The following is a 22,221-nucleotide window of genomic DNA, read 5'->3' on the forward strand; positions in this document are numbered from 1 at the left end:
AAGACGACTGATTAATTTCAGTCGTCTTTTTGATTGCTGTCTATTTGATAAATGACTTCAAGTAGTGGTAAGGGTGCTTGCTTTCTTCCGCCTTCAGCTTTTTCTTCTTAGCCGCCAGCTTCTCGTTGTAGCTGCTTGCCTTGGCATTGTAGCTGGTCGCCTTGGCGTTGTATTCCTTGACATCTGCTTGCAGCTTCAAGCTGTCAGTAATCACCTTCATCGGGTTCAGCCAGGTGCCGTTGTCCCGCCAGTAGTTCTTGTAAGGGTGACCATGCTTGCTGATGTAGTCAGCGCTAGTCTTGGTGATCCCCAAGTGCAGGTGGGAGTCAGTCAGCCGGCCAAGCTTATCGCCCAGCTTGACCGGCTGACCTGCCTTAACCGTGATGTCGGACCGGTTGGCAAAACCTTCTTGGTAGACCTCGACATAGCCGTCTGGAGAAACGACCCAGATGTACCAGCCAAGACCCGTGCAGTAGGCAACTTTCTTAACCGTCCCCGGGTGAATGGCCAAAACCGGTGCCTTGTTGCCGACCTCACTCCAGCCAAAGTCCCAGCCGTCATGGAAGTAGGACTTCTTCGGGTAGACCCGCCGGCATACGTCGGTCTTCCCGTAGCGCTGGCCAGACAGGTACTTGATCTTCTTGGTGTAGCACTTGGCGAAAGGATAGCCCCAGATGTCCTTTTCAGCCACCGTCTTCTTGGCCTTCAAGGCCTTGGGCTGGGTCGCCACCAGCTTGACATCCTTTTCCACCGGGTAGTTCTTGATGTAGAGACCCGCGAAAGCAAAGAGGGCGGCAAAAAGTGCCACCGTCACGACCCCGCCCCAGATCCGCTTGCTCTTTTTCTTATTATTTTTCTTTTTCTTGCTCATTAATACAAATAATCCTTCTTGTCCAACAATACATGCTCATCAATGTCACTTTTTAAAAAGACTTCCAGGTCCCGGTCAAAGTTGTAGGCTAACTGCCGCTTAGGCAAGTCGCTGATCTTGACCCATTCCAGTTTGCCTTCCCTTGAAGCGTGGAGGCTTCCTGAGAACTGATCTGCCCGGTAGAAGAAGACCAGGTAGCGCCGGTCCAGCTTGTCAAAAAACTGCTTGAAGCCAACCAAGCGGGGACTGACGATGTCTAAGTTGGTTTCTTCTTTGACCTCGCGAATGACTGAATCATGAAAAGACTCATGCTTTTCGATGTGACCGCCCGGGAAAGCCAGACCTGGCCAAACCGGGTCCTCCCGGTCAATGGTCAAGACCCGGTCCTGGTCCACGATCATACACATATTAGTTAAAGTAGTCGGCTCTGTCCGATCCATTTCCATTTCCCTTTCTCTTTGCCTCCTGTCATCCAAAATGCTGACAAAACTACTCCCAATTATAGCACAGAGATTATTTTTTTGCAGAAACCGCTTTTTGCCAGCTGACTTATGATAAAATCTACTTTTGGATAAAGGAGCGCTTTACTAATGAATTTAAGACTTAACAGACTTGCCGAAATGGTTGATCCAGATAGCCGCTTGGCCGATATCGGCACCGACCACGCCTACCTGCCGATCCTCCTGGTAGAGAGCGGCAAGATCAGCCACGCTATCGCCAGTGACGTTGCCGCTGGCCCTTTGGAGAACGCGGAAACGGACATCGCGGCCGCCGGCCTTTCTGACCAGATTGAAACCCGCCTGGGTTCAGGCCTGGAAACCATCAAGGAGAGCGACCAAATCGACACGGTCGTCATCGCCGGCATGGGCGGCAAATTGATGGTCAACCTGCTCTCTGAAGCTGCCTCCCGGGGCGTCTACTACCCAACTTTGGTCCTTGAAGCCAATATCGGGGAAAATACCGTCCGCCGCTGGTTGATGGAGAACAAGTACGAGATCGTCGCTGAAGACATCGTCTATGAAGCAGGCCACATCTATGAACTGATCAAGGCCAAACTGACTGACCAGGTTCACCAATTGACTGTCCGCGAGCAGGAATTTGGTCCCTTGCTCTTAAAGAACAAGACTGATGTTTTTTATAAAAAGTGGCAGGGGCAGGAAGCCTACTACCAAAAGCTCTTGGCTAACCTCAACAAGGCCCGGGAAAAGGACCTGACCCGAATCAAGGAAGTCGAAGACTTGCTGGCCATGATCAAGCAGGAATTAGGTGAGGAAAATGACTAAAGTAAAAGACGTTGTTGCTAAACTGAATGAAGCTTTCCCGGAAAGCATCGCCAGCGCCGGTGACCCGGTCGGCCTGCAGATCGGCAGCGTGGAAGCCCCGGTCCACAAGATCCTGGTGACTTTAGACGTCCGGCCAAATGTGGTTGATGAAGCTATCAAGCGGGGAGCTGACCTCATCGTCAGCCACCATCCCTTGATCTTCCGGCCGGTTAACAACCTGGACTACAGCGACCCGCAAAAGGCGATGTACGCCAAGATTATCGCTAGCGGCATCACCGTTTACTCCATCCATACTAACTCTGACAAGGCTCAGGACGGGTCAAGCGACTGGCAGGCTGAAGAGCTTGGCCTGGTCGATGTAACCGGCTTTGCCCCGGATGATGACGGCATCGCTATTGGCCGGAAGGGCCGCCTGCCTAAGGCCATGAAGGCCATTGATTTTGCCCACTACGTCAAGGAAAAGATGGGGGTGGACATGGTGCGCCTAATCTGCGCTGACCAAGATAAAATGGTGGAAAGCGTCGCTTTTGTCTGCGGGGACGGGAACAAGTTCTGGAAGCAGGCATTACGAGATCATTGTGACGCCTACATTACCGGCGACGTCTACTACCACACTGGCCATGACATGATCTCTTCGGGCCTGGTAGTAGTTGACCCGGGCCACTACACGGAGAAGCTCTTCAAGTATGAAGCTGCCAAGCGCCTTAGAGCCTGGCAGAAGGAAGAGGGTTGGGAGCTAGAGTGCATGATCAGCGCTGAATCAACCGATCCCTTCCAGAATATTTTTGACTAAGTGAAATATTTTTGTTTATGTAAAGGTAAAAGGAGAAAAAATGGAATACCCAACTTTGCTGCCAAGATTTTTGAAGTACGTCAAGATCAACTCCCGCTCAGACGAGCACTCTGACCGCTTCCCATCCACCCAAAGAGAAGTGGACTACCAAATGGTCATCATGAAGGAACTGGAAGAATTGGGCTTAAGTGACGTTCACTACAACGAAAAGGCCGGTACGGTCATCGCTACTCTTCCTTCCAACGTTGACTGGGACGTGCCGGTCATGGGCTTTTTGGCCCACTGCGACACGGCTGACTTCAACTCAGAAAACGTCAAGCCACAGATTACTGAAAACTACGACGGGGAAAGCAAGATCCAATTGGGCGACAGCGAGTTCTACCTGGATCCGGCCGTTTTCCCGAACTTGAAGAAGTACAAGGGACAGACTATTATTTCTGCTTCTGGTGACACCTTGCTCGGCGGGGACGACAAGTGCGGGGATGCCGAACTGGTAACCTTTGCTGAATACCTCCTGGCTCACCCGGAAATCAAGCACGGGGAAATCCGCCTGGGCTTCACGCCAGACGAAGAAATCGGCACTGGTGCTCAACACTTTGACGTGGATGACTTCAACGCTGCCTTTGCCTTCACGGTTGACGGGGAAGGCCCGGGCAAGCTGGACTGGGGGACCTTCTCAGCAGCTCAGTTTGAATTGGACATCCAAGGCGTTAACGTCCACCCAGCTGTAGCCAAGGGGCAGATGATCAACGCCATCCAAGTCGGGATCGACTTCCAAAACTCCCTGCCGCAAGACGAAGTGCCGGAAAAGACTGAAGGCGAAGAAGGCTTCTACCACTTGATGGACTTCTCTGGTACGGTTGACAACGCCCACCTGGCCTACATCATCCGCGACTTTAAGCGTGACGGCTTGGAAGCCCGGAAGAACCTGGTCAAGGAAAAGGTGGCTGAACTCAACGCCAAGTACGGGGAAAGAATCAAGCTGAAGATGTGGGACCAGTACTACAACATGGCTGATGAACTGGCCAAGCACATGGAAATCATTGATCTGGCCCGGGATGCCTACAGAGCCTGCGGCTTGACCGAAATCAACGAAGAACCAGTCAGAGGGGGCACGGACGGGTCTCAACTGACTTACATGGGTCTGCCTTGCCCGAACCTCTTTGCCGGGGAAGAAAACATGCACGGCCGCTACGAATACACGGTTCTGGAATCAATGTGGAAGGCTGTTGACGTCATGATCAAGATGGCTGAACTGCAAGCTGACCGGAACAAGTAAGAGAAAGAAGAAAAGAATAACCGAAGGATAGGAGCTGCTCTAGGGCGGCTCTTATTTTTTGCCTGTGAATAACTTGGCCATAGATAGGGTAAAAAGATACCGTGAAACAAAAATCGGAGAAAAAGGCTTACAGAGCTGAAAAAGAAAATGCCGTAATAGCAGGCTTTAAAGCCTGCGATAGCGGGTTAAAGTTAAATGATAAAAATGGCAGCTGTTAAGAAAATAATAGCTGCTATCCTTGATATAACAAGCTTTTTGTCCTTTTACACTTTACGTAAAATGTAAAATAGTTAGCGTGAAACAATGAAGGGATAAAAAGAAATGAGTGAGTAAAGAAAAAGGGCAAAATAAAACCGGGCCGTTTGGCCCGGTTGATTACATTTGGCTCTGGAGATAGTCCAGCATCTGGTTGATTTCATCGCTGGTAAAGTTGCCCCGCCCTTGCTTCATGGCGTGCACCTTTTCCACTGAGAGGTGACTGGCAAAGGCCAGGTTAGTGTCGCTCACAGCGTGCTTGCTTTGAAATTCGATAATTGCATCCGAAAGTTCTTCTGGTTTCATTGATCTTCACTCCTTAATAACTTTATTTTACCATTTTTTTAAAAGCTAGTGAGGGAGCTTCAGATTTTTTTAGTAAAAGTTGGTGCTGATCTGGGTAACTGGCCAGTAGCGAAGGACTACCTTGCTTAAGATTGAGCTTCTGGAAACCGCGCCGAAGCGGCGTGAGTCGTTAGACACGTCCCGGTGGTCACCCATGACCCAGTACTGGTTCTTCTTCAGCTTGACCTTGAAGTTATTAGTATAAGTTACCCCAGCTAAGTGGTCGGCTTTTTGATATTTATTGTTTAAATACGGCTGGGCCGTCTTCTTGCCGTTGATGTAGAGGACGTCGTTTTTAGACTGGACCGTGTCACCAGGCAGGCCAATCAGGCGCTTGATGTACATGGCTCCTGGCTGGTTAGGCGCCTTGATGATGACAACATCGTTTCTCTTTGGCGTAAAGCGGCGGACGGCAATCAAGCGGTCACCATCTTCAAAGGTCGGCTGCATGGATGGGCCGGATACCACTTCATTGGCTAAGAAGAAGGAGAAGACTACATAGTAGACTGAGACGAAGACCAGGAACATGACCAAGACGTCCCGGAAAAACTTGCCCCAGCTCTCTTCTTCAGCTGCTTGCTTATTCTTTTTACTTGTCATTTTCTGTATTTTTTGCTCTCTCTGTCACACTCTGATAATTAGATCCCTTTGCTTGCTTCTTAATAGAATTGCTTCTTAATAGAAGTTGGTACTGATCTGGGTAACTGGCCAGTAGCGCAGAACTACCTTGCTCAAGATCTTGCTCCGCTTGACTGGGCCAAAGTAGCGGGAGTCCTTGGAAACGTCCCGGTGGTCACCCATGACCCAGTACTGGTTCTTTTTCAGTTTGATCTTAAAGTTGGTCGTGTAGTTGGTCCCGGCTAAGCGGTCGGCTTTCTTGTACTTGTTGTTAAGGTATGGCTGGGCAGTTTTCTTGCCGTTGATGTAGAGGACATCGTTCTTTGACTGAACCGTGTCACCTGGCAGGCCGATCACCCGCTTGATGTACATAGCGTTGGCCTGGTCTGGCGCCTTGATGATGACAACGTCGTTTCTCTTAGGAGTAAAGCGGCGGACAGCGATCAAGCGGTCACCGTCTTCAAAGGTCGGCTGCATGGATGGGCCGGATACCACTTCATTGGCTAAGAAGAAGGAGAAGATCACATAATAGATTGAGACAAAGACCAGGAACATGACCAGGACGTCCCGGAAAAATTTGCCCCAGCTTTCTTCTTCAGCTGCTTGCGTATTCTTTTTCTTCATTGGATTAAAAATCTCCTTTACTGACTATTAACTTATTATAGCCTATTTTTTTGCAGGGGCGGCGTCTGGGCCGGCCTTTTTTAGCATCTCTTCAGAAAATGGAATGAGATTGCACTGGGCCGCGTTGTACTGGTAGTAGGCCAGGCGCTTTGGCGGGCAGCGGAAAATCTCCAGAAGCTCCTTGTCAGAATATTTCTGCTGGCTGATCATGGAATAGACATAGGAGAGGCGGAGATTGGTCAAAGTGATCGGCATGGGGGAGAGGAGGTCCTTGTCGGCCTTGACCAGCTGCATGATATTGTTGGTACTGGCGTATGCTTCACCGGACCTGGAGGCGAAAATATAAGGATCTGGGTCCTTCTCAAATGAGAGTGTTCCAGTCAGGTAGTCAGACATCTCAGCCAAATTGTCCTTTACGTCGCTATAGCGAATTCCAAGGAGCTCCTTGGCCTGGTAGCCCAGGGCAAAAAGCTGCAGCAGCCACAGAGTCAGCGGCTGCTTGACATAGGGGATAAGGGCAGGCAAATGATCCTGCCAGCCGATCACGTAGGTCTTCCGCCGCTCAAAAGAGTAGCCTTTGAGGTCCAGGAGCCGGTAGGTTGGGGTGATTCCGGCCAGGGCCAGGTAGTAGAAGTACTTTTTGATGTAGGAGAGGTACTTGTTGACGGTCGTGACCTGCAGATTTTCTTTAGTCGACAACTGCTGCAGGTAGTCGCGGACGTTGCTGGCCGTGATTTCATTGACATCACTGGATGGAAAATTTACTTCAGCATAGGTAAAGAAGTGGTCCAAACAGTAATCGGCATTCTCAATTGACTTGGGGCTGAGCCTTTGCGGGCCCCGGCACCAATTTTCAAAGCCTTCTTGGTGGGGATACATAAGCTGCTCCTTTCTTTTTAACATTTTACTGTCGTTTAAATGTCCTAATTGTTACTACAATAATTATAACACACTAGCGCGGCTTCGCCGCGCCCAATAAAATCATGTCAGCAAAAGGTCGAGTCTACTTTATTAAGATTGCCCTGTTCGATTGACTTCCCAGCAAAAAAGCCGGTAAAATTGAAGCAAATTAGTTCAAAAGATGAAAAAAGATAGAACAAGGGGATAGTTTATATGGACAAGCATTTAAAGAAAACTGGGATGGCCGTCGCTTTATTATTAGCGACGCTCGGTCTATCGGGTTACCAGCAGCAAAAAGTAGAAGCCGCGTCAAGCAAGCGGGCTCTGCGGCCCACTTTTTATATCCATGGCTATAGCTCTAGCATCAAGGCGGAGGAATTTTTGGCCAAAGAAGCTGTTAAGTCAGGTGCCTGCAAGCAAGTCATCAAGGCTGAAGTTGACACCCGTGGTCACGTCAGATTAAGTGAGAAACTGTCCAGAAAGGCAAAGAACCCATTGGTCCTGGTTGGCTTTAAAGACAATCGCAATCTCAACTACAACCGCGATGCCTGGTATGCCTACCAAGCAATCAGAGCAGTCAAAAGAAGCCAGAATTTCAAGCAGATGAACTTGATTGGCCACTCAATGGGGAACGCGACGATCAGCTACATGCTGATCAACTACGGACAAAAGAAGTCCTTCCCAAAGCTTAAGCGGATGGTCAGCATTGCCGGCCACTACAATGGAGTGCGCGGACAGGGACTGAAAACATCAAAAGACAGAAAGAATGGCCGCCCATATAAATTGAGCAGCAATTACCGCCATTTACTGGTCTTGCGTAAGATTTTCCCTAAGGCCCGGGTTCTGAATATCTACGGGGATTTGGAAGACGGCAGCCACTCAGATGGTCGGATCAACAATTCTTCAACCCTGTCCATGCGCTACTTGGTTAAAGCTAGAGCAAAAAGCTACCGGGAAAAGAAATTTACCGGCCCAATGGCTCAGCACAGCCGCTTGCGGGAGAACCCAAAGGTCTTGAAGACAGTGGTTAAGTTTCTTTGGCCAAATAAGTAAGAATGCAGAGTTGAAATCGTATTTTTAGGTAACTAAGATGAAAGAACAAATTCTAGATTTCTGCCAGTTGTTCTACGCTGTGTTCAGCATGATTGTTTACGGCAACTTGTGGCTGAACCCGGGCAATTTTCTTTTCCGCGTTCTCTTCACCTTGATGTTTGCCTATTCAGCCTATCTGCTGGTCCTCTCTAGCAAAAAGATTTGGCAAAAAATTCAAAATAAGAAATGACCTGTGATTAATCTCCAGTGCTAAACTGAAACTGTAGCTTAATAGAAAACAGGTGAAAAAATGACGACAGAAAAAGAAAAGATGCTGGCAGGCCAGGTCTACAATCCTGGCCAAGACGAAGGCTTGATGGCAGAACTGGCCGCCTGCAAGGCCAAGTGTCTCCGCTACAACCAATTGACGGCTGGAGCTGAAAGAAGGGAGCTCTTAAAGGAAATCCTTGGTCAAACTGGTGAAAACTGCCACATCGAACCAAACTTCTGGTGCGACTATGGCTGGAATATCAAAGTTGGCGAAAACTTCTACGCCAACCACAACTTGACTGTCCTGGATGCCGGCGGGGTGACTTTTGGCGACAATGTCTTCATCGGCCCTGACTGCGGCTTCTACACTTCCGGCCACCCGCTTGACGTGGAAAGAAGAAAGGCCGGCCTGGAATATGCCTATCCGATTACCGTCGGGAGCAATGTCTGGATCGGCGGGGGAGTCCGGGTGGTGCCTGGCGTCTCTATCGGCGACAACTCTGTTATCGGGGCTGGCAGCGTCGTGGTTAAAGATATCCCGGCCAACTGCGTGGCTGCCGGCAACCCTTGCCGGGTTATCCGGGAAATCACTGAAGATGACGCAAGCAGTGACCTCAACTGGAAGAAGTAAGAGATAAGAATAATCGGTAAAAACTAAATTCAGGCAGTACAAGTAAATAGCAGCAAATGACTCTTTGTAAACAGCAAAGAGTCATTTTTTGTTTACTAAAAATATTTTTGGTAAAATGGCTTGATTTGTTTAGTAAACAAGTCTATACTGTAAGCGTAAACAAGTTAAAGATCCAAAGGAGAAAATCATGAAGAAAAAGCTTGTCTCACGCTTGTCGTACGCGGCCGGTGCCTTTGGCAACGACGTCTTCTACGCGACTCTGTCAACCTACTTTATCGTTTTCGTCACCACCCACCTCTTTAATGCCGGTGACCACAAGATGATCTTTATCATCACCAACTTGATCGCGGCTATCCGGATCGGTGAAGTCCTGATCGACCCCTTGATCGGGAACGCAATCGACCGGACTGAAAGCCGGTGGGGAAAGTTCAAGCCCTGGGTTGTGGGCGGGGGGATCATCAGCTCCCTGGCCCTCCTGGCCCTCTTTACCGACTTTGGCGGACTCAACCAAAGCAATCCTGCTGTTTACTTAGTAATCTTCGGTATTGTTTACTTAATCATGGACGTCTTTTACTCTTTTAAGGACACTGGCTTCTGGGCCATGATCCCGGCCTTGTCCCTGGATTCCCGGGAAAGAGAGAAGACCTCTACTTTCGCCAGAGTCGGCTCTACTATTGGGGCTAACCTAGTCGGGGTGGTCATCACTCCAATCGTCCTCTTCTTTTCGGCTAGCAAGGCCAACCCCAACGGGGACAAGCAGGGCTGGTTCTTCTTTGCCTTGATTGTTGCCACAATCGGGATTCTGACCTCAATTGCCGTTGGCCTGGGCACGCATGAAGTTAAATCAGCTCTGCGGGAAAGCAAGGAGAAGACGACTTTGAAGCAGGTCTTCAAGGTCCTGGGGCAGAACGACCAGCTCCTCTGGCTGGCCTTTGCCTACTGGTTCTACGGCTTGGGCGTCAACACCTTGAACGCTCTTCAGCTTTACTACTTCTCATACATCTTGGGCGATGCCCATGGCTACAGCCTCTTGTACACCATCAACACCTTCGTCGGCCTGGTTTCTGTTTCCTTCTTCCCATCACTGGCCAAGAAGTTCAACAGAAAGCGCCTCTTCTACGCCTGCATCGCGGTCATGCTTTTAGGGATCGGCATCTTCTCAGTTGCCAGTGGTTCCCTGGCCTTGTCTCTGGTTGGCGCTGAACTCTTCTTTATTCCGCAGCCTCTGGCCTTCCTGGTCGTTTTGATGATCATTTCTGACGCCGTTGAATACGGGCAGCTGAAGACAGGCCACAGAGACGAAGCCTTGACCCTGTCTGTCCGGCCTCTAGTCGACAAGTTAGGCGGGGCACTGTCCAACTGGTTCGTTTCCTTGATCGCCGTTACTGCCGGCATGACTACTGGGGCAACTGCCTCAACCATTACCGCTCATGGCCAGACAGTTTTCAAGCTTGCCATGTTTGCCTTCCCGGCTGCCATGCTCTTGATCGCAGTTTTGATTTTTGCTAAGAAGGTCCTCTTGACCGAAGAAAAGCACGCAGAAATTGTTGACCAGCTGGAAGCCCAGTTCAGCCAAAGCCATGCTCAAAAGCCAGCACAAGCTGAAAGCTTCACCCTGGCTAGTCCCTTGTCCGGTCAGTTGATGAACCTGGACATGGTAAACGACCCGGTCTTTTCAAAGAAAAAATTAGGCGACGGTTTTGCCCTGGTGCCAGAAGACGGAAAAGTCTACGCGCCATTTGCCGGTACTGTCCGCCAGCTGGCTAAAACCCGGCATTCCATTGTTTTAGAAAATGAACACGGGGTCTTGGTCTTGATCCATATTGGCCTGGGTACGGTCAAATTGAACGGGACCGGCTTCGTCAGCTACGTTGAAGAGGGCAGCCAGGTAGAAGCCGGCCAGGAAATCCTGGAATTCTGGGATCCGGTCATCAAGCAGGCCAAGCTGGATGACACGGTTGTCGTGACCATCATCAACAGTGAAACTTTCGCAAATAGCCAGCTGCTCTTGCCAATTGGCCACAGTGTCAAGGCTCTGGACGATGTATTTAAGTTAGAAGGGAAGAAATAGATAATGAACAATAAGCAAGCAAAAAGAGTTGACCAGGCAGACCTGGCCTGGCTGACTGACCCGGAAGTCTATGAAGTCAATGCAATTCCTCCGCACTCAGACCATGAGTCTTTCCAAAGCCTGGAAGAACTGGAAAGCGGAAAATCCGGTTTAGTTCAGTCCCTGGATGGGGCCTGGCTGATCGACTACGCTGAAAACGGCCAGGGACCAGTCAACTTCTATGAAGAAGGCTTCGACGACAGCAATTTTAAATCTGTCAAAGTACCAGGCAACCTGGAATTGCAAGGCTTTGGCCAGCCGCAGTATGTTAACATCCAATACCCATGGGATGGCAGTGAGGAGATCTTCCCGCCCCAAGTTCCAAGCAAAAATCCTCTTGCTTCTTATGTCAAATACTTTGACCTGGATGAAGCCTTCTGGGACAAGGAAGTCAGCTTGAAGTTCGATGGGGCGGCAACAGCCATCTATGTCTGGTTGAACGGCCACTTCGTTGGCTACGGGGAAGACTCCTTTACCCCTAGCGAATTTATGGTCACCAAGTTCCTCAAGAAGGAAAATAACCGCCTGGCTGTAGCTCTTTACAAGTATTCTTCCGCTTCCTGGCTGGAAGACCAGGACTTCTGGCGCCTGTCTGGAATTTTTAGATCAGTTACCCTCGAGGCTAAACCAATTCTGCACTTGCAAGATTTGAAACTGACTGCCAGCTTGACAAATGACTACCAAAAGGGGAGTTTGCAGGTCGAAGCTGATATTGCCTACCGGCTGCCAAATGCCAGCTTTAAGCTGGAACTGCGGGACAGCAGAGCGGACCTGGTGGCTGAAAAAGTTGGTCCGATCAGAAGCGGAAAGCTGGAATTTACCTTAACTGATTTGCCGGTCAAGCCTTGGAGCGCAGAAGAGCCAAACCTTTACCAGGTCCGCTTGTCCCTTTATCAACTAGGCAGTTTGCTGGAAGTCAGCCGGCAGGATATTGGCTTCCGCAACTTTGAATTAAAAGATGGGATCATGTACCTTAATGGCCAGCGGATCATCTTCAAGGGAGTCAACCGGCACGAGTTCGACAGCAAGTTGGGCCGGGCCATCACTAAAGAAGACATGGTCTGGGACATCAAGACCATGAAGCAAAACAACATCAATGCCGTCCGCTGTTCTCACTACCCGAACCAGTCTCTCTTTTACCGTTTGTGCGATAAATACGGTCTTTACGTTATCGATGAGGCCAACTTGGAAAGCCATGGCACCTGGGAAAAGGTCGGCCACGAAGATCCAAGTTTCAACGTGCCGGGTGACGACCAGCGCTGGCTGGGAGCCAGCCTGTCCCGGGTGAAGAATATGATTGCCAGAGACAAGAACCATGCTTCAATCTTGATCTGGTCTTTAGGCAACGAATCATACGCCGGCACCGTCTTTGCCCAAATGGCTGATTATGTCAGAAAGGCTGATCCGACCCGGGTCCAGCACTATGAAGGGGTAACCCACAACCGGAAGTTTGATGACGCGACCCAGATCGAAAGCCGCATGTATGCACCAGCCAAGGTGATTGAAGAATACCTGACAAAGAAGCCAGCCAAGCCGTTTATTTCAGTTGAATACGCCCATGCCATGGGCAATTCAGTTGGCGACTTGGCTGCCTACACGGCCCTGGAAAAGTACCCGCACTACCAGGGTGGCTTTATTTGGGACTGGATCGACCAAGGCCTGGAGAAAGACGGGCACCTTCTGTACGGGGGCGACTTCGATGACCGGCCGACTGATTATGAATTCTGCGGGGACGGCCTGGTCTTTGCTGACCGGACTCAGTCGCCGAAACTGGCCAACGTCAAGGCTCTCTATGCCAACCTTAAGTTAGAAGTAAAGGATGGGCAACTCTTCCTCAAAAACGACAATTTATTTACCAACAGCTCAGCCTATTACTTCTTGACTAGCCTCTTAGTTGACGGCAAATTGACCTACCAGAGCCGGCCTCTGACCTTTGGCCTGGAGCCAGGTGAGTCTGGCACCTTCGCTTTGCCTTGGCCGGAAGTTGAAGATGAAAAAGGGGAGATCGTCTACCAAGTAACGGCCCACTTAAAAGAAGATCTGCCTTGGGCACCAGAGGGCTTCACGGTAGCTGAAGCAGAAGAAGTTGTCAAAAAGCTGCCAAGCTTTGCTCCGCAAGGGCGGCCGGAATTAGTTGATTCTGACTTCAACCTGGGCCTCAAGGGGAAAGACTTTAAGATCCTCTTCTCTAAGGCCAAAGGCTGGCCGGTTTCTATCAAGTATGCCGGCCGGGAATACTTGAAGCGGCTGCCAGAATTTGCCTTCTGGCGGGCACTGACTGACAACGACCGGGGAGCTGGCTACGGCTATGACCTCGCCAAGTGGGAAAATGCCGGCAAGTATGCCCGCTTGAAAGAGATTGGCTACGAGATCAAGGAAAACTCTGTTTTAGTTAAGACATCCTTCTCACTTCCAGTTGCCTTAAAGGGCGACTTGACTGTGACATACGAAGTAGACGGCCAGGGCAAGATTGCTGTCACCGCAGACTTCCCGGGAGCAGAAGAAGCAGGTCTATTGCCAGCTTTCGGCTTGAACTTCGCCCTGCCAAAAGAACTTCACGATTACCGCTACTATGGCCTGGGGCCTGAGGAAAGCTATGCCGACCGCTTGGAAGGTAATTATCTTGGCATTTACCAGGGAACAGTTAAAAAGAACTTCACTCCGTATCTGCGCCCGCAAGAAGCCGGCAACCGGAGCCAGGTCCGCTGGTACCAGCTCTTTGATGAGAAGGGCGGCTTGGAATTTGCTGCTAACGGGGCAGATTTAAACCTGTCTGCTTTACCATATTCTGCAGCTCAAATTGAAGCAGCTGACCATGCCTTTGAACTGACCAACAACTACACCTGGGTCAGAGCTTTAGCGTCCCAGATGGGGGTCGGCGGGGATGACTCATGGGGGCAAAAGGTTCACCCAGAGTTCTGCCTGGATGCCCGGCAAGCCCGCCAGCTCCGTTTGCTGATTCAGCCCCTTTTTACTGAATGACATGCTACAATTAACTTAACAGCATGAAATTTTAGTAAAAGCAAAGCGAGTGAAGAAGATGGCAACGATCAGAGAAGTGGCCAAGGCAGCCGGCGTATCGCCAGCAACGGTTTCCCGGGTCTTGAACTATGACCAGACCTTGTCGGTCAATGAGGCAACGCGGCAGAAGATATTTGAGACCGCTGAAGCCATGCACTACCATAAGAGCCGGAAGACCAGAAAGAGCAAGCAAAAGCGCCTGGCTATCTGCCTCTGGTGTGATCAGGAGCAGGAGATCAAGGACCTTTATTACTACTCAATCAGAAGCAGCGCGGAAGCTGAAGCCAAGAAGCAGGGCTTGCAGAGCCAAGTCGTTTACGTGGGCGATCCTTTGCCCGATCCGGCTGCTTTAAGCGGGATCATCATGATCGGTTACCAGCAGTATCCAGCCAGCCGCTTAAGAGAAGTCCAAAAGACAGGCCTGCCCCTGGTCTTTGTCGATACGGACACCTTGAAACTAGGCTATTGCTCAGTTGTTGCCGATTTTGACCAGGCCATGCAGGAGGCTTTAGAGGTCTTCTGGCGGCAGGGCAAGGAGCGGATCGCTCTCTTAGATGGTGACTTGGACAGTAATTTTGACAAAAATAACTTGATCGACTTCCGCTTCCGCGACTATAAGAAGAGCCTCAAAGCCCGGGGGCAATATGACCCGGACCTGGTTTACGTAGGAAACTTCACCCCTCAGTCTGGCTATGAAGCCATTAAAGAAGCCCTTAAGTCTGGATCTTTCCCTGAAGCCTTGATCGCTGCCAATGATGCTATGGCTATCGGGGCCTTGAAGGCTTTTAAAGAGGCCGGGATCAAAGTGCCAGAAGAGGTTAGTCTGATTTCCTTTAATGACACAACTGCCGCCGAATTTGCCAACCCTGCCTTGACCAGTGTGCATGTTGAAACCCAGCAGATGGGCCGGGCCAGCGTCAAGGTCATGAAAGACCTGCTGGAAGATGATGAGGCAGGTATTTATAAGGTCACTTTCCCAACTAAACTCGTTTACCGGGAGTCCTGCCCAAGAGAATAGGGCATAATGACAGCAAAGAAATAGCTTGGAGATCAATTTTCTCCAAGCTATTTTTCGTATATATTATGGCTGCATTCTGTTGATCATTCTTGGGAATGGAATAGCTTCACGAACGTGGTCCAGCTTGCAGATCCAGGCGATAACCCGTTCAAAGCCCATCCCGAAGCCTGAGTGCGGCACGCTGCCGTACTTTCTCAAGTCCAGGTACCAGGAGTAGTCATCCAGGTTGAGGCCTGCTTCTTCTATTTGCGCCTTCAAGGTGTCGTAGTCAGCTTCACGTTCTGACCCGCCCATAATTTCCCCGTAGCCTTCTGGCGCTTCCACGTCGGCACAGAGGTAAGTCAATGGGTTTTCCGGGTTCTTCTTCATGTAGAATGGCTTGATTGCTACCGGGTAGTTGACGATGAAGAATGGCCGGTCGAATTGTTCTGACAGGAAGGCTTCGTCTGGCGCGCCGAAGTCGTCGCCCCACTTGAAGTCCTTGCCGGCTTCTTGCAGCATCTTGACCGCGTCATCGTAGGACAGGCGGGTGTAGTTGCCCTCTGCGGCTGGGCGCAGCTTGTCAAGGTCCCGGCCCAGGATACTTAATTCGTATTCACAGTGCTCCAGGACTTGGCCAACTACGTAAGACAGGAAGCGCTCTTGCAGGTCCAGGGATTCATCTTGGTGCATCCAGGCCATTTCCGGTTCCATCATCCAGAATTCAGTCAAGTGCCGGCGGGTCTTGGAAGCTTCTGCCCGGAAGGTTGGCCCAAAGGTAAAGATCTTGCCGAAGGCTTCTGCCCCGACTTCCCCGTAGAGCTGGCCGGATTGTGACAGGTAAGCATCGTGGTCGAAGTAGTCAATGTGGAAGAGTTCCGTGGTCCCTTCTGGTGCTGAGTGCATCAACAAGGGAGCATCAAACTTCACGAAGCCTTCGTTTTCAAAGAAGTCGACCGTGGCCTTGAAGATCCGGTTTCTGATCTGCATGATGGCAAATGGCCGCCGGCTTCTCAGCCAGAGGTGACGGTGGTCCAAAAGGAAGTCGATCCCGTGTTCCTTGTTGGTGATCGGGTAGCCTTCGTTGTTGGAAACAACTTCCAGGTCGCTGATCTGGATTTCGTAGCCAAAGTGGGACCGGGCGTCTTCATGGATGGTCCCAGTGATGTAGAAGGAAGCTTCCTGGCGCAGGCCCTTAGCTGCTTCAAAAACTTCCTCGCTGACATTGTTCTTGCGGACAACGCCTTGGAAGAAAGCCGTACCGTCTCTTAATTGCAGGAAGACGATCTTCCCGCTGGACCGCTTGTCAGTCAGCCAGACATGCATTCTGACTTCTTCGTCAACGTGCTTGGCTGATTCTCTGATTGAAATCAATTCTGTCATGTTTATCTCTTTACCTCGGTATCTCGTTTGTATAGTTTGTTGTTTTTGTGTTGATTCTTTTACAGAAGCTGGATCTTGGCTGCCTGGCACTTTTCTACGATATCGTCAGGCCAGATGCTGGCTTGGACTTCACCGATGTGGGCCTTGCCCAAGAGCAGCATGCAGAGTCTTGACTGGCCGATCCCCCCGCCGATTGAGTAAGGGAGGTCACCCTTTAACAGGGCTTGGTGGAAAGGCAGGGCCAGTCGGTCTTCAGCACCGGCAAGCTTCAATTGCTCTTTCAAGCGGTCTTCATCAACCCGGATGCCCATGCTGGAGACTTCAAAGGCCCGCTGGAGGGGTTCATACCAGAAGAGCAGGTCACCGTTTAAAGTCCAGTCATCGTAGTCTGGTGCCCGCAGATCATGCGGCTTCTTGGAAAGTGGGAGGGCGCCGCCGATGTGTTCCAAAAAGACTGCTCCCTTTTCCTGGCAGATCTTGTCTTCCCGCTCGCTTGGAGTCAAGGATGGCCAGCGGGCTTCCAGTTCTTCGCTGGTTACGAAGCTGATTTCTTCTGGCAGGTGGTAGGCGGCTTGCGGGTAGAGGGCACGGACGTGGTATTCCATCCCCTTGATGGTTTCGAAAATCCGCTGAACCGTTTGGCGGAGGGTTGCTTCAGTCCGTTCGCTCTTGTCGATGACCTTTTCCCAGTCCCATTGGTCAACGTAAACTGAGTGGAGGTTGTCCAAGACTTCCTCGTCTTTTCTAATGGCGTTCATGTTGGTGAAGAGACCTTCGCCGCGCTTGAAGCCGTATTGCTTGAGGGCCCAGCGCTTCCACTTGGCCAGGGAGTGGACGATCTGCAATTCGCCTTCATCCCCGTCATGCAAGGTAAAGGAAACGGGCTTTTCCCAGCCAGAGAGGTTGTCGTTTAAGCCGGAAGACTTTTTGACAAACATGGGAGCGGAAATTCTTTCCAGATTCATCGCGGTCCCAAATTCAGTCTGGAAGGTTTCCCGGATGTAGCGGATTGCCTTTTCCGTTTCGCGGATGGTCATTTTCGGATCGTAATCACTTGGAATAACTAATTTAGCCATATCTTTTGCCTCTGCTAAAAATCTAATACTTGTCAAAGGGCATAAAAAGAGCCTTTCATCCCCAAAAACTACAGGGACGAAAGGCTTCTTTCCGCGGTACCACCCACCTTGTTCTAAACGAACCACTTCGAGCACCAACATGCTCTAGCAGGGTAACGTCCTGCAGGCGGCACGGCTTACTGCGACTTCAGCCGGCGATCTGGAAAAAGTGTTATTCAAAAAGCCAGGGTCTGTTGCCTTTCCACCAGCCGGCAACTCTCTAAAAGATTGTGCTTTCCTACTCGTCTTCTTCATCTTTGCGTTATTTGATTAAGTAAAATTCTAATACGGATTTAATTTTTGTCAAGATCAAAGGCAAAAAAATTATTTTTTAAAGAGCAAGCCCTTTTTCTTGAGCAAGTAGACAGCGGCGGCAATGACCACGAAGGTGAGCAAAATGATCATGCTGAGGCCTTCAAATTCCTGGACGACTTGCTGGTAGGCGCTGCCGGCAAAGCGGCCAGCGTAGATCAAGACCGTGTTCCAAATTGCCGTGCCCAGGATGGTGTAGAAGCTGAAGCTGATCAGCGAGAACCGGCTCATCCCGGCAGGCAGGGAAATCAGGCTGCGGACGACGGGAATAAAGCGACCGAAGAAGGTGGCTGTGCGGCCATGGGCATTGAAATAGGATTCGGTCTTGGCAATTTTTTCTGGGGAAAGGCCGAAGCGGCGGCCTAGTTTGCTGGCGGCAAAACGGGAAAGGCGGTCTTGATCAAAGAAGCTGCCGATCCAGTAAAGGACGATCGCGCCGATGAAGGCACCGATTGTGGAGGCAACGATCGCGCCAGGGATGGACAGGTTGGCCGACAGGGTCAGGAAACCCGTAAAAGTCAGGATCAATTCTGAAGGGATTGGGGGAAAAATATTTTCAGCTGCAATCAACAAGGCAACGGCGACATAGCCATAGTTTTGAATCAGCTGCATGATTGTCTCGTTCATGAGTTGTTCTACCTCTAATCTATTCTATCTGTACTTTCGTAAATCCAGAATAGCAGAATAAGAGACGGAAAAGTTGATTTGCCTGGCATTTTTAAGAGATAATTTGGAATTGCTTTACAAGCATTTAACTTTACTTTTTTAAGCACACAACAGAATTTGTTGAATTTCTTTAGCCTGTTGCTTAAGAAAAGCAAGAAAAGAAATTAAACAATTTTTATACACAATTTTGGGAGATTGTCTGTTATAATCGTTTCAACGCATTAAGGAATTGCCTTATGGAAATAAAGAAAAGAAGCTTACAAGGCTTTTTCTATGGCTAAAGGCGAATCTTGATGCCGGGAAAATTAAATATCATTCGTACTATACTATGTCATTAAATTTATTCAAGGAGAGGTAAATATGACTAACGTAACTATCGAACAAGCAGTTAAGGGCTATGTTGTATTCTCAGCTAAGGAAGGCAAGCTCTTCCGTGAAGGCCGCAGCTACCTGGCAGGCAAGACCTACCACAACCGCTACCTGGCTATCTACGAAAAGCTGGAAGACGCTGTTGTCAACGCCAGCCAATACCCAAGCCAAGAAGGCATCACCATTTACGAAGTAAGTGGCTGGGGTCAAGTAACTGACTTTGGCAAGAGCAAGGTTACTGAATGGCTGAAGCTGGACCAAATCGTAGCTAAGAAGGAATGGGTTGCTCTCTTGGGCAAGCACACTAACTCAAACTACGCAAGCCTGCGGATCCTGGCAGCCAAGCTGAGCGAAGACGCAGCTGTATTGAAGAAGCTCGCCCAAGACAAGAACCAGCAAGTTCGCAGCGCTGTAGCTAAGAACGTCAACACTCCAGCTTTGGTTCTGGCTAAGTTGGGCGTGGCTGCTGAAGTTAATGCTATGGCTATCTAAAGGCTGACAATTTTTACAAAGAAATAAACGAGGCGCGTTCTCTGGATATCAGAGGCGTGCTTTTTGCATTCAAGGAGAAAAAGCATTGAAATTCGACCAAGCAAGAGCAGAAGATTTAGGCAGAATCGTGGAAATCGAAAGAGCTGGTTTCAATGAGGCAGAAGCCGGAAGTCCCGCTCAGTACAAAGAGAGAATTCAGAAATTTACCGGGAGCTTTTTGGTAGCCAGAAATTTGAAAGATGAAGTTATTGGCTTCATTACCGGCCCAGTCGTTGCTAGCAAGTACGACTACATTGAAGATTGGATGTATGAGAAAGAAACGGAAAGTCTGCCAGGACTTGGTGGTAACCAAATGGTTTTGACTATTGCTGTTCACCCGGATTACCGGGGGCAGGGGATCGGGAGCCAGCTTTTGGCCAGATTCGCGGAAACTGCTAAGGAAATGAAGCGGGGGCGGATCGCCTTGACCTGCCTGGAAGACCGGGTACCATTTTACGAAAAGAATGGCTACGTCAACCATGGGCAAGCTGAGTCAGAGCATGCCGGGGAAATCTGGTACAACATGATTAAAGAGATTGAAGGCTAATGTGCCAAAGCGGCAGGGCAATTCCATCAAGTGAGGCGGCTTAAAGGAAAACGAGCTGCCGATGTGGATCGCTGAAATGGATTTTAAGATCGCGCCGGAAATCCTGGCCTGCCCGAAAGAATTGGTAATCGACGGGATGCAAAGGCTGAAGCAGGGCGTACTTAACCTAAATAACTAAATGGTGAAATGCTGGTAGAACGGGGATTGAAAGACAAAGCCTGTAGCTTGCGAGACAAACTGTGTTGAACGTATAATAATAGGCAAAATAAAGGTTAATGAATGAGGGTAGAAAAATGACTTATAGTGTTTTTAAGGTTGTGAATTGGTTGCGGGTAAAAAACAACGCTGAGTTACGTTTGGACCCAAATGCTGAAGAATTAACACAGATGAAAGCCATGAAGCTCTTATACTATATTCAAGCTGCTAGTTTGGTAGTGACGGGCAAGCGGATGTTTGATAACGATATTGTTGCATGGAAGTATGGTCCTGTTGTGCAGGAAGTTCATGATCGTTACAAAGGCCAAAGAGAAATTGTTGGCGACATTTCGAAAGATCCACAGGCAGTAGAAGACTATAAAGAATTGCAGAACGACCAACAAACTGCTGATATCTTAAACAGTATCTACGACATTTATGGGCATAGTTCAGCGTATGATCTGATGCTTCAAACACATAACGAGAAACCGTGGCAAGACACTCCGCAAAGCCATGTGATCAGCGACGAAAAGATAAAATCGTTTTACAGTAAGGTGTTCGTTGTCGATGATTAAAAGCAACTTTCGGACACGCAAGTCTAATGGCTCAAGAATCAGAAGAACGTATAAGACATATTTTGCCTTTAATTTTTCTTTTCTCACAAGAGATAAACAATACAATCTCGATAAAAACAACTATAATATCAACAAGAGTGTCCGAGCGAAGTTGTTGGAGAAAATAGAAAAGCTTTCAATTGAAGAAATATCAGTTGTCTTAGGCTGGCCAAAAGAGCAAGGCCTCGAACAACTTCCTGATAATGTTGTTTCTTTAAGCATTAACCCATTTTTTTCAAGCTCCGGACGTTTAGAAGATTGTGGTGACGTCTACTGGGTATTTCGGTTAAATGACAAAGGTCGAGTAATTGGTAAAATCAATAGCAACATTTTCTATATTTTAGCAATCGACACAAAGTTCAATTTATATAAGCACTAGCCCCTAGGCTCTGGATGATAATATATCGTTCGGAGTCTTATTTTTAACCTAGCAAGCAATATAAGTAAAAAGCTCTGTAATTATCTATTGCGCGAAAGCCATCCAATTAGTATCCTTTAATTAGCTTTATGAAAAGAATTGAGGATGGAATATGCTTTATCAGCAAATCGAGCAAAACAAACGCAATACCTGGATCGTGTTGGGCGGCTTTACAGTCTTGCTATTGGCTATTTCCGTCCTTTTGACGGTTTACTTGACCATCTGGGCCGGTGTGATCTTTTTGGCCGCGGGAATCATTTACATGGTCTATATCTACTTTTATTCGACCAGACACTTGATGCGGATCACCCATGCGGTGGAAATCACCCAAGACAATGTCCCTCAATTATACGAAATGGTGGAGGAGATGAGCTTGGCCGCCGGCATCCCCATGCCAAAAGTCTATATCATCCCAAGCAATATCCCTAACGCCTTCGCGACCGGCCGTGACCCAGAGCATGCCAGCTTAGCCGTTACTTCTGGTTTGTTAAAAATTATGAACCATGATGAACTCCTAGGCGTGATCGGTCACGAGATATCTCATATCCGTAACTATGACTTGCGGGTAACGACGATTACCTCAGCTCTGTCCAGCTTTATCTACCTGGCGGCGATCTACCTCCTGGCTCTTGGCTGGACCTTGTTTAAAATGGATGGCGGGGTCATCACCAAGTGCATTTGCTGGTTCTTTGGTTCGATTGCTTTAGCAGTCGGCGCCGGCCTTTTCATCGTTGCCCTGCCAATCGCCAAATTGCTAAACTTGTCCATGTCCCGGCAGCGGGAATACCTGGCTGACATCGGCTCAGTCGATTTGACCAGAAATCCAAAATACATCGTTGGTGCCTTGAAAAAGCTGGAAGCCATTGAGCAGCAATACCAGCAGCAAAAGGAAAACCCAATGGTTTCAGCCTTGGCCTTTAACAGTTTCCAGGTCAAGCACTGGTGGACCAACTTGATCTCTGACCACCCAACTTTAGACCGGCGGATCGACCGCTTGGAACATACGGCAGATTTGCCTGAATAAGGCAAAAAAGGATGCAAC

The 22,221-nt window shown here is 49.2% G+C and carries 23 protein-coding genes; 14 read left to right on the plus strand and 9 right to left on the minus strand.

The window, feature by feature from the left end:
* Positions 1-40: 40 nt before the first annotated feature.
* Both ACYVUV_RS04925 and ACYVUV_RS04930 read right to left on the minus strand, forming a co-directional pair.
* Positions 41-871, minus strand: a complete 831-nt coding sequence (locus ACYVUV_RS04925) for a M23 family metallopeptidase (protein ID WP_439776279.1) — start codon at positions 869-871, stop codon at positions 41-43.
* Positions 871-1,311, minus strand: a complete 441-nt coding sequence (locus ACYVUV_RS04930; RefSeq protein ID WP_439776278.1) for an 8-oxo-dGTP diphosphatase — start codon at positions 1,309-1,311, stop codon at positions 871-873. Before ACYVUV_RS04930 ends, ACYVUV_RS04925 begins: the two co-directional genes overlap by 1 nt.
* Positions 1,312-1,461: 150 nt before the next feature.
* On the opposite strand from ACYVUV_RS04930, the gene ACYVUV_RS04935 reads away from it, so the two are divergent.
* Genes ACYVUV_RS04935 through pepT form a run of 3 tightly spaced genes read left to right on the plus strand, consistent with a single transcriptional unit; the run spans position 1,462 to position 4,226 of the window.
* Positions 1,462-2,154: a tRNA (adenine(22)-N(1))-methyltransferase gene (locus tag ACYVUV_RS04935; protein WP_439776277.1), complete on the plus strand. Its 693-nt coding sequence runs from the start codon at positions 1,462-1,464 to the stop codon at positions 2,152-2,154.
* Positions 2,147-2,947, plus strand: coding sequence for a Nif3-like dinuclear metal center hexameric protein (locus ACYVUV_RS04940; RefSeq protein ID WP_484499118.1), 801 nt, complete (start codon positions 2,147-2,149; stop codon positions 2,945-2,947). Before ACYVUV_RS04935 ends, ACYVUV_RS04940 begins: the two co-directional genes overlap by 8 nt.
* Positions 2,948-2,987: 40 nt before the next feature.
* A complete protein-coding gene (gene pepT, locus ACYVUV_RS04945) occupies positions 2,988-4,226 on the plus strand; it encodes a peptidase T (protein ID WP_439774893.1) in 1,239 nt (412 codons plus the stop codon).
* Between the two features lie 375 nt (positions 4,227-4,601).
* On the opposite strand, the gene ACYVUV_RS04950 is transcribed toward pepT, so the two are convergent.
* The 4 genes from ACYVUV_RS04950 to ACYVUV_RS04965 form a co-directional block, all read right to left on the minus strand.
* Positions 4,602-4,787, minus strand: coding sequence for an LBP_cg2779 family protein (locus ACYVUV_RS04950; protein WP_439774892.1), 186 nt, complete (start codon positions 4,785-4,787; stop codon positions 4,602-4,604).
* A 69-nt stretch (positions 4,788-4,856) separates the two neighbouring features.
* Complete coding sequence (gene lepB / locus ACYVUV_RS04955; protein WP_439774891.1) at positions 4,857-5,426, minus strand: signal peptidase I; 570 nt, start codon at positions 5,424-5,426, stop codon at positions 4,857-4,859.
* A 75-nt stretch (positions 5,427-5,501) separates the two neighbouring features.
* Positions 5,502-6,068: a signal peptidase I gene (gene lepB, locus ACYVUV_RS04960; protein ID WP_439774890.1), complete on the minus strand. Its 567-nt coding sequence runs from the start codon at positions 6,066-6,068 to the stop codon at positions 5,502-5,504.
* Between the two features lie 42 nt (positions 6,069-6,110).
* On the minus strand, positions 6,111-6,947 hold the full coding sequence (locus ACYVUV_RS04965) for a site-specific integrase (protein WP_439774895.1): 837 nt from the start codon (positions 6,945-6,947) through the stop codon (positions 6,111-6,113).
* A 234-nt stretch (positions 6,948-7,181) separates the two neighbouring features.
* Here ACYVUV_RS04965 and ACYVUV_RS04970 point away from each other — a divergent pair, with 234 nt between their 5' ends.
* From ACYVUV_RS04970 to ACYVUV_RS04995, 6 genes are all read left to right on the plus strand, one after another.
* The gene (locus ACYVUV_RS04970; protein ID WP_484499119.1) at positions 7,182-8,021 is read left to right on the plus strand and encodes an alpha/beta hydrolase; all 840 of its coding nucleotides are present in this window, start codon (positions 7,182-7,184) and stop codon (positions 8,019-8,021) included.
* A gap of 37 nt (positions 8,022-8,058) precedes the next feature.
* Complete coding sequence (locus tag ACYVUV_RS04975; RefSeq protein WP_439774888.1) at positions 8,059-8,250, plus strand: hypothetical protein; 192 nt, start codon at positions 8,059-8,061, stop codon at positions 8,248-8,250.
* A gap of 60 nt (positions 8,251-8,310) precedes the next feature.
* Positions 8,311-8,901 (plus strand): sugar O-acetyltransferase, encoded by a 591-nt coding sequence (locus tag ACYVUV_RS04980; RefSeq protein WP_439774887.1) that lies wholly within the window; start codon positions 8,311-8,313, stop codon positions 8,899-8,901.
* Positions 8,902-9,088: 187 nt separating this feature from the next.
* The gene (locus tag ACYVUV_RS04985) at positions 9,089-10,972 is read left to right on the plus strand and encodes a sugar MFS transporter (protein ID WP_484499120.1); all 1,884 of its coding nucleotides are present in this window, start codon (positions 9,089-9,091) and stop codon (positions 10,970-10,972) included.
* A gap of 3 nt (positions 10,973-10,975) precedes the next feature.
* Complete coding sequence (gene lacZ / locus ACYVUV_RS04990) at positions 10,976-13,993, plus strand: beta-galactosidase, LacZ type (protein WP_439774885.1); 3,018 nt, start codon at positions 10,976-10,978, stop codon at positions 13,991-13,993.
* A 49-nt stretch (positions 13,994-14,042) separates the two neighbouring features.
* Positions 14,043-15,050: a LacI family DNA-binding transcriptional regulator gene (locus ACYVUV_RS04995; RefSeq protein WP_484499121.1), complete on the plus strand. Its 1,008-nt coding sequence runs from the start codon at positions 14,043-14,045 to the stop codon at positions 15,048-15,050.
* 63 nt (positions 15,051-15,113) lie between these two features.
* Here ACYVUV_RS04995 and asnS read toward each other — a convergent pair whose 3' ends face one another.
* The 3 genes from asnS to ACYVUV_RS05010 all read right to left on the minus strand — a co-directional run bounded on the left by asnS (position 15,114) and on the right by ACYVUV_RS05010 (position 18,466).
* Complete coding sequence (gene asnS / locus ACYVUV_RS05000) at positions 15,114-16,412, minus strand: asparagine--tRNA ligase (protein WP_484499122.1); 1,299 nt, start codon at positions 16,410-16,412, stop codon at positions 15,114-15,116.
* Positions 16,413-16,471: 59 nt separating this feature from the next.
* Positions 16,472-17,488 (minus strand): aspartate--ammonia ligase, encoded by a 1,017-nt coding sequence (gene asnA, locus ACYVUV_RS05005; protein ID WP_484499123.1) that lies wholly within the window; start codon positions 17,486-17,488, stop codon positions 16,472-16,474.
* Positions 17,489-17,851: 363 nt separating this feature from the next.
* A complete protein-coding gene (locus ACYVUV_RS05010; protein ID WP_439774647.1) occupies positions 17,852-18,466 on the minus strand; it encodes a DedA family protein in 615 nt (204 codons plus the stop codon).
* Between the two features lie 399 nt (positions 18,467-18,865).
* On the opposite strand from ACYVUV_RS05010, the gene ACYVUV_RS05015 reads away from it, so the two are divergent.
* From ACYVUV_RS05015 to ACYVUV_RS05035, 5 genes are all read left to right on the plus strand, one after another.
* Positions 18,866-19,366 (plus strand): hypothetical protein, encoded by a 501-nt coding sequence (locus ACYVUV_RS05015; protein WP_439774648.1) that lies wholly within the window; start codon positions 18,866-18,868, stop codon positions 19,364-19,366.
* An 85-nt stretch (positions 19,367-19,451) separates the two neighbouring features.
* Positions 19,452-19,952 carry a GNAT family N-acetyltransferase gene (locus ACYVUV_RS05020; RefSeq protein WP_439774649.1) on the plus strand — a complete coding sequence of 167 codons (501 nt, stop codon included), beginning with the start codon at positions 19,452-19,454 and terminating at the stop codon, positions 19,950-19,952.
* 293 nt (positions 19,953-20,245) lie between these two features.
* The gene (locus tag ACYVUV_RS05025; RefSeq protein ID WP_439774650.1) at positions 20,246-20,722 is read left to right on the plus strand and encodes a Panacea domain-containing protein; all 477 of its coding nucleotides are present in this window, start codon (positions 20,246-20,248) and stop codon (positions 20,720-20,722) included.
* Positions 20,715-21,140, plus strand: coding sequence for a hypothetical protein (locus ACYVUV_RS05030; protein WP_439774651.1), 426 nt, complete (start codon positions 20,715-20,717; stop codon positions 21,138-21,140). Before ACYVUV_RS05025 ends, ACYVUV_RS05030 begins: the two co-directional genes overlap by 8 nt.
* Before the next feature lie 151 nt (positions 21,141-21,291).
* Positions 21,292-22,203 (plus strand): M48 family metallopeptidase, encoded by a 912-nt coding sequence (locus ACYVUV_RS05035; RefSeq protein WP_484499124.1) that lies wholly within the window; start codon positions 21,292-21,294, stop codon positions 22,201-22,203.
* The last annotated feature ends 18 nt before the right edge of the window (positions 22,204-22,221 follow it).

The organism is Lactobacillus sp. WILCCON 0149 (assembly GCF_057197965.1).

Coding starts and splice junctions, on each gene's coding strand:
- ACYVUV_RS04985 (WP_484499120.1), top strand. CDS start 9,089: ATGAAGAAAAAGCTTGTCTCACGCTTGTCGTACGCGGCCGGTGCCTTT.
- ACYVUV_RS04975 (WP_439774888.1), top strand. CDS start 8,059: ATGAAAGAACAAATTCTAGATTTCTGCCAGTTGTTCTACGCTGTGTTC.
- ACYVUV_RS04940 (WP_484499118.1), top strand. CDS start 2,147: ATGACTAAAGTAAAAGACGTTGTTGCTAAACTGAATGAAGCTTTCCCG.
- ACYVUV_RS04950 (WP_439774892.1), bottom strand. CDS start 4,787: ATGAAACCAGAAGAACTTTCGGATGCAATTATCGAATTTCAAAGCAAG.
- lepB (WP_439774890.1), bottom strand. CDS start 6,068: ATGAAGAAAAAGAATACGCAAGCAGCTGAAGAAGAAAGCTGGGGCAAA.
- lepB (WP_439774891.1), bottom strand. CDS start 5,426: ATGACAAGTAAAAAGAATAAGCAAGCAGCTGAAGAAGAGAGCTGGGGC.
- ACYVUV_RS04965 (WP_439774895.1), bottom strand. CDS start 6,947: ATGTATCCCCACCAAGAAGGCTTTGAAAATTGGTGCCGGGGCCCGCAA.
- ACYVUV_RS04970 (WP_484499119.1), top strand. CDS start 7,182: ATGGACAAGCATTTAAAGAAAACTGGGATGGCCGTCGCTTTATTATTA.
- ACYVUV_RS04980 (WP_439774887.1), top strand. CDS start 8,311: ATGACGACAGAAAAAGAAAAGATGCTGGCAGGCCAGGTCTACAATCCT.
- ACYVUV_RS04930 (WP_439776278.1), bottom strand. CDS start 1,311: ATGGATCGGACAGAGCCGACTACTTTAACTAATATGTGTATGATCGTG.
- ACYVUV_RS05025 (WP_439774650.1), top strand. CDS start 20,246: ATGACTTATAGTGTTTTTAAGGTTGTGAATTGGTTGCGGGTAAAAAAC.
- lacZ (WP_439774885.1), top strand. CDS start 10,976: ATGAACAATAAGCAAGCAAAAAGAGTTGACCAGGCAGACCTGGCCTGG.
- ACYVUV_RS05035 (WP_484499124.1), top strand. CDS start 21,292: ATGCTTTATCAGCAAATCGAGCAAAACAAACGCAATACCTGGATCGTG.
- ACYVUV_RS05030 (WP_439774651.1), top strand. CDS start 20,715: ATGATTAAAAGCAACTTTCGGACACGCAAGTCTAATGGCTCAAGAATC.
- ACYVUV_RS05010 (WP_439774647.1), bottom strand. CDS start 18,466: ATGAACGAGACAATCATGCAGCTGATTCAAAACTATGGCTATGTCGCC.
- asnS (WP_484499122.1), bottom strand. CDS start 16,412: ATGACAGAATTGATTTCAATCAGAGAATCAGCCAAGCACGTTGACGAA.
- ACYVUV_RS04925 (WP_439776279.1), bottom strand. CDS start 871: ATGAGCAAGAAAAAGAAAAATAATAAGAAAAAGAGCAAGCGGATCTGG.
- asnA (WP_484499123.1), bottom strand. CDS start 17,488: ATGGCTAAATTAGTTATTCCAAGTGATTACGATCCGAAAATGACCATC.
- ACYVUV_RS04935 (WP_439776277.1), top strand. CDS start 1,462: ATGAATTTAAGACTTAACAGACTTGCCGAAATGGTTGATCCAGATAGC.
- pepT (WP_439774893.1), top strand. CDS start 2,988: ATGGAATACCCAACTTTGCTGCCAAGATTTTTGAAGTACGTCAAGATC.
- ACYVUV_RS05015 (WP_439774648.1), top strand. CDS start 18,866: ATGACTAACGTAACTATCGAACAAGCAGTTAAGGGCTATGTTGTATTC.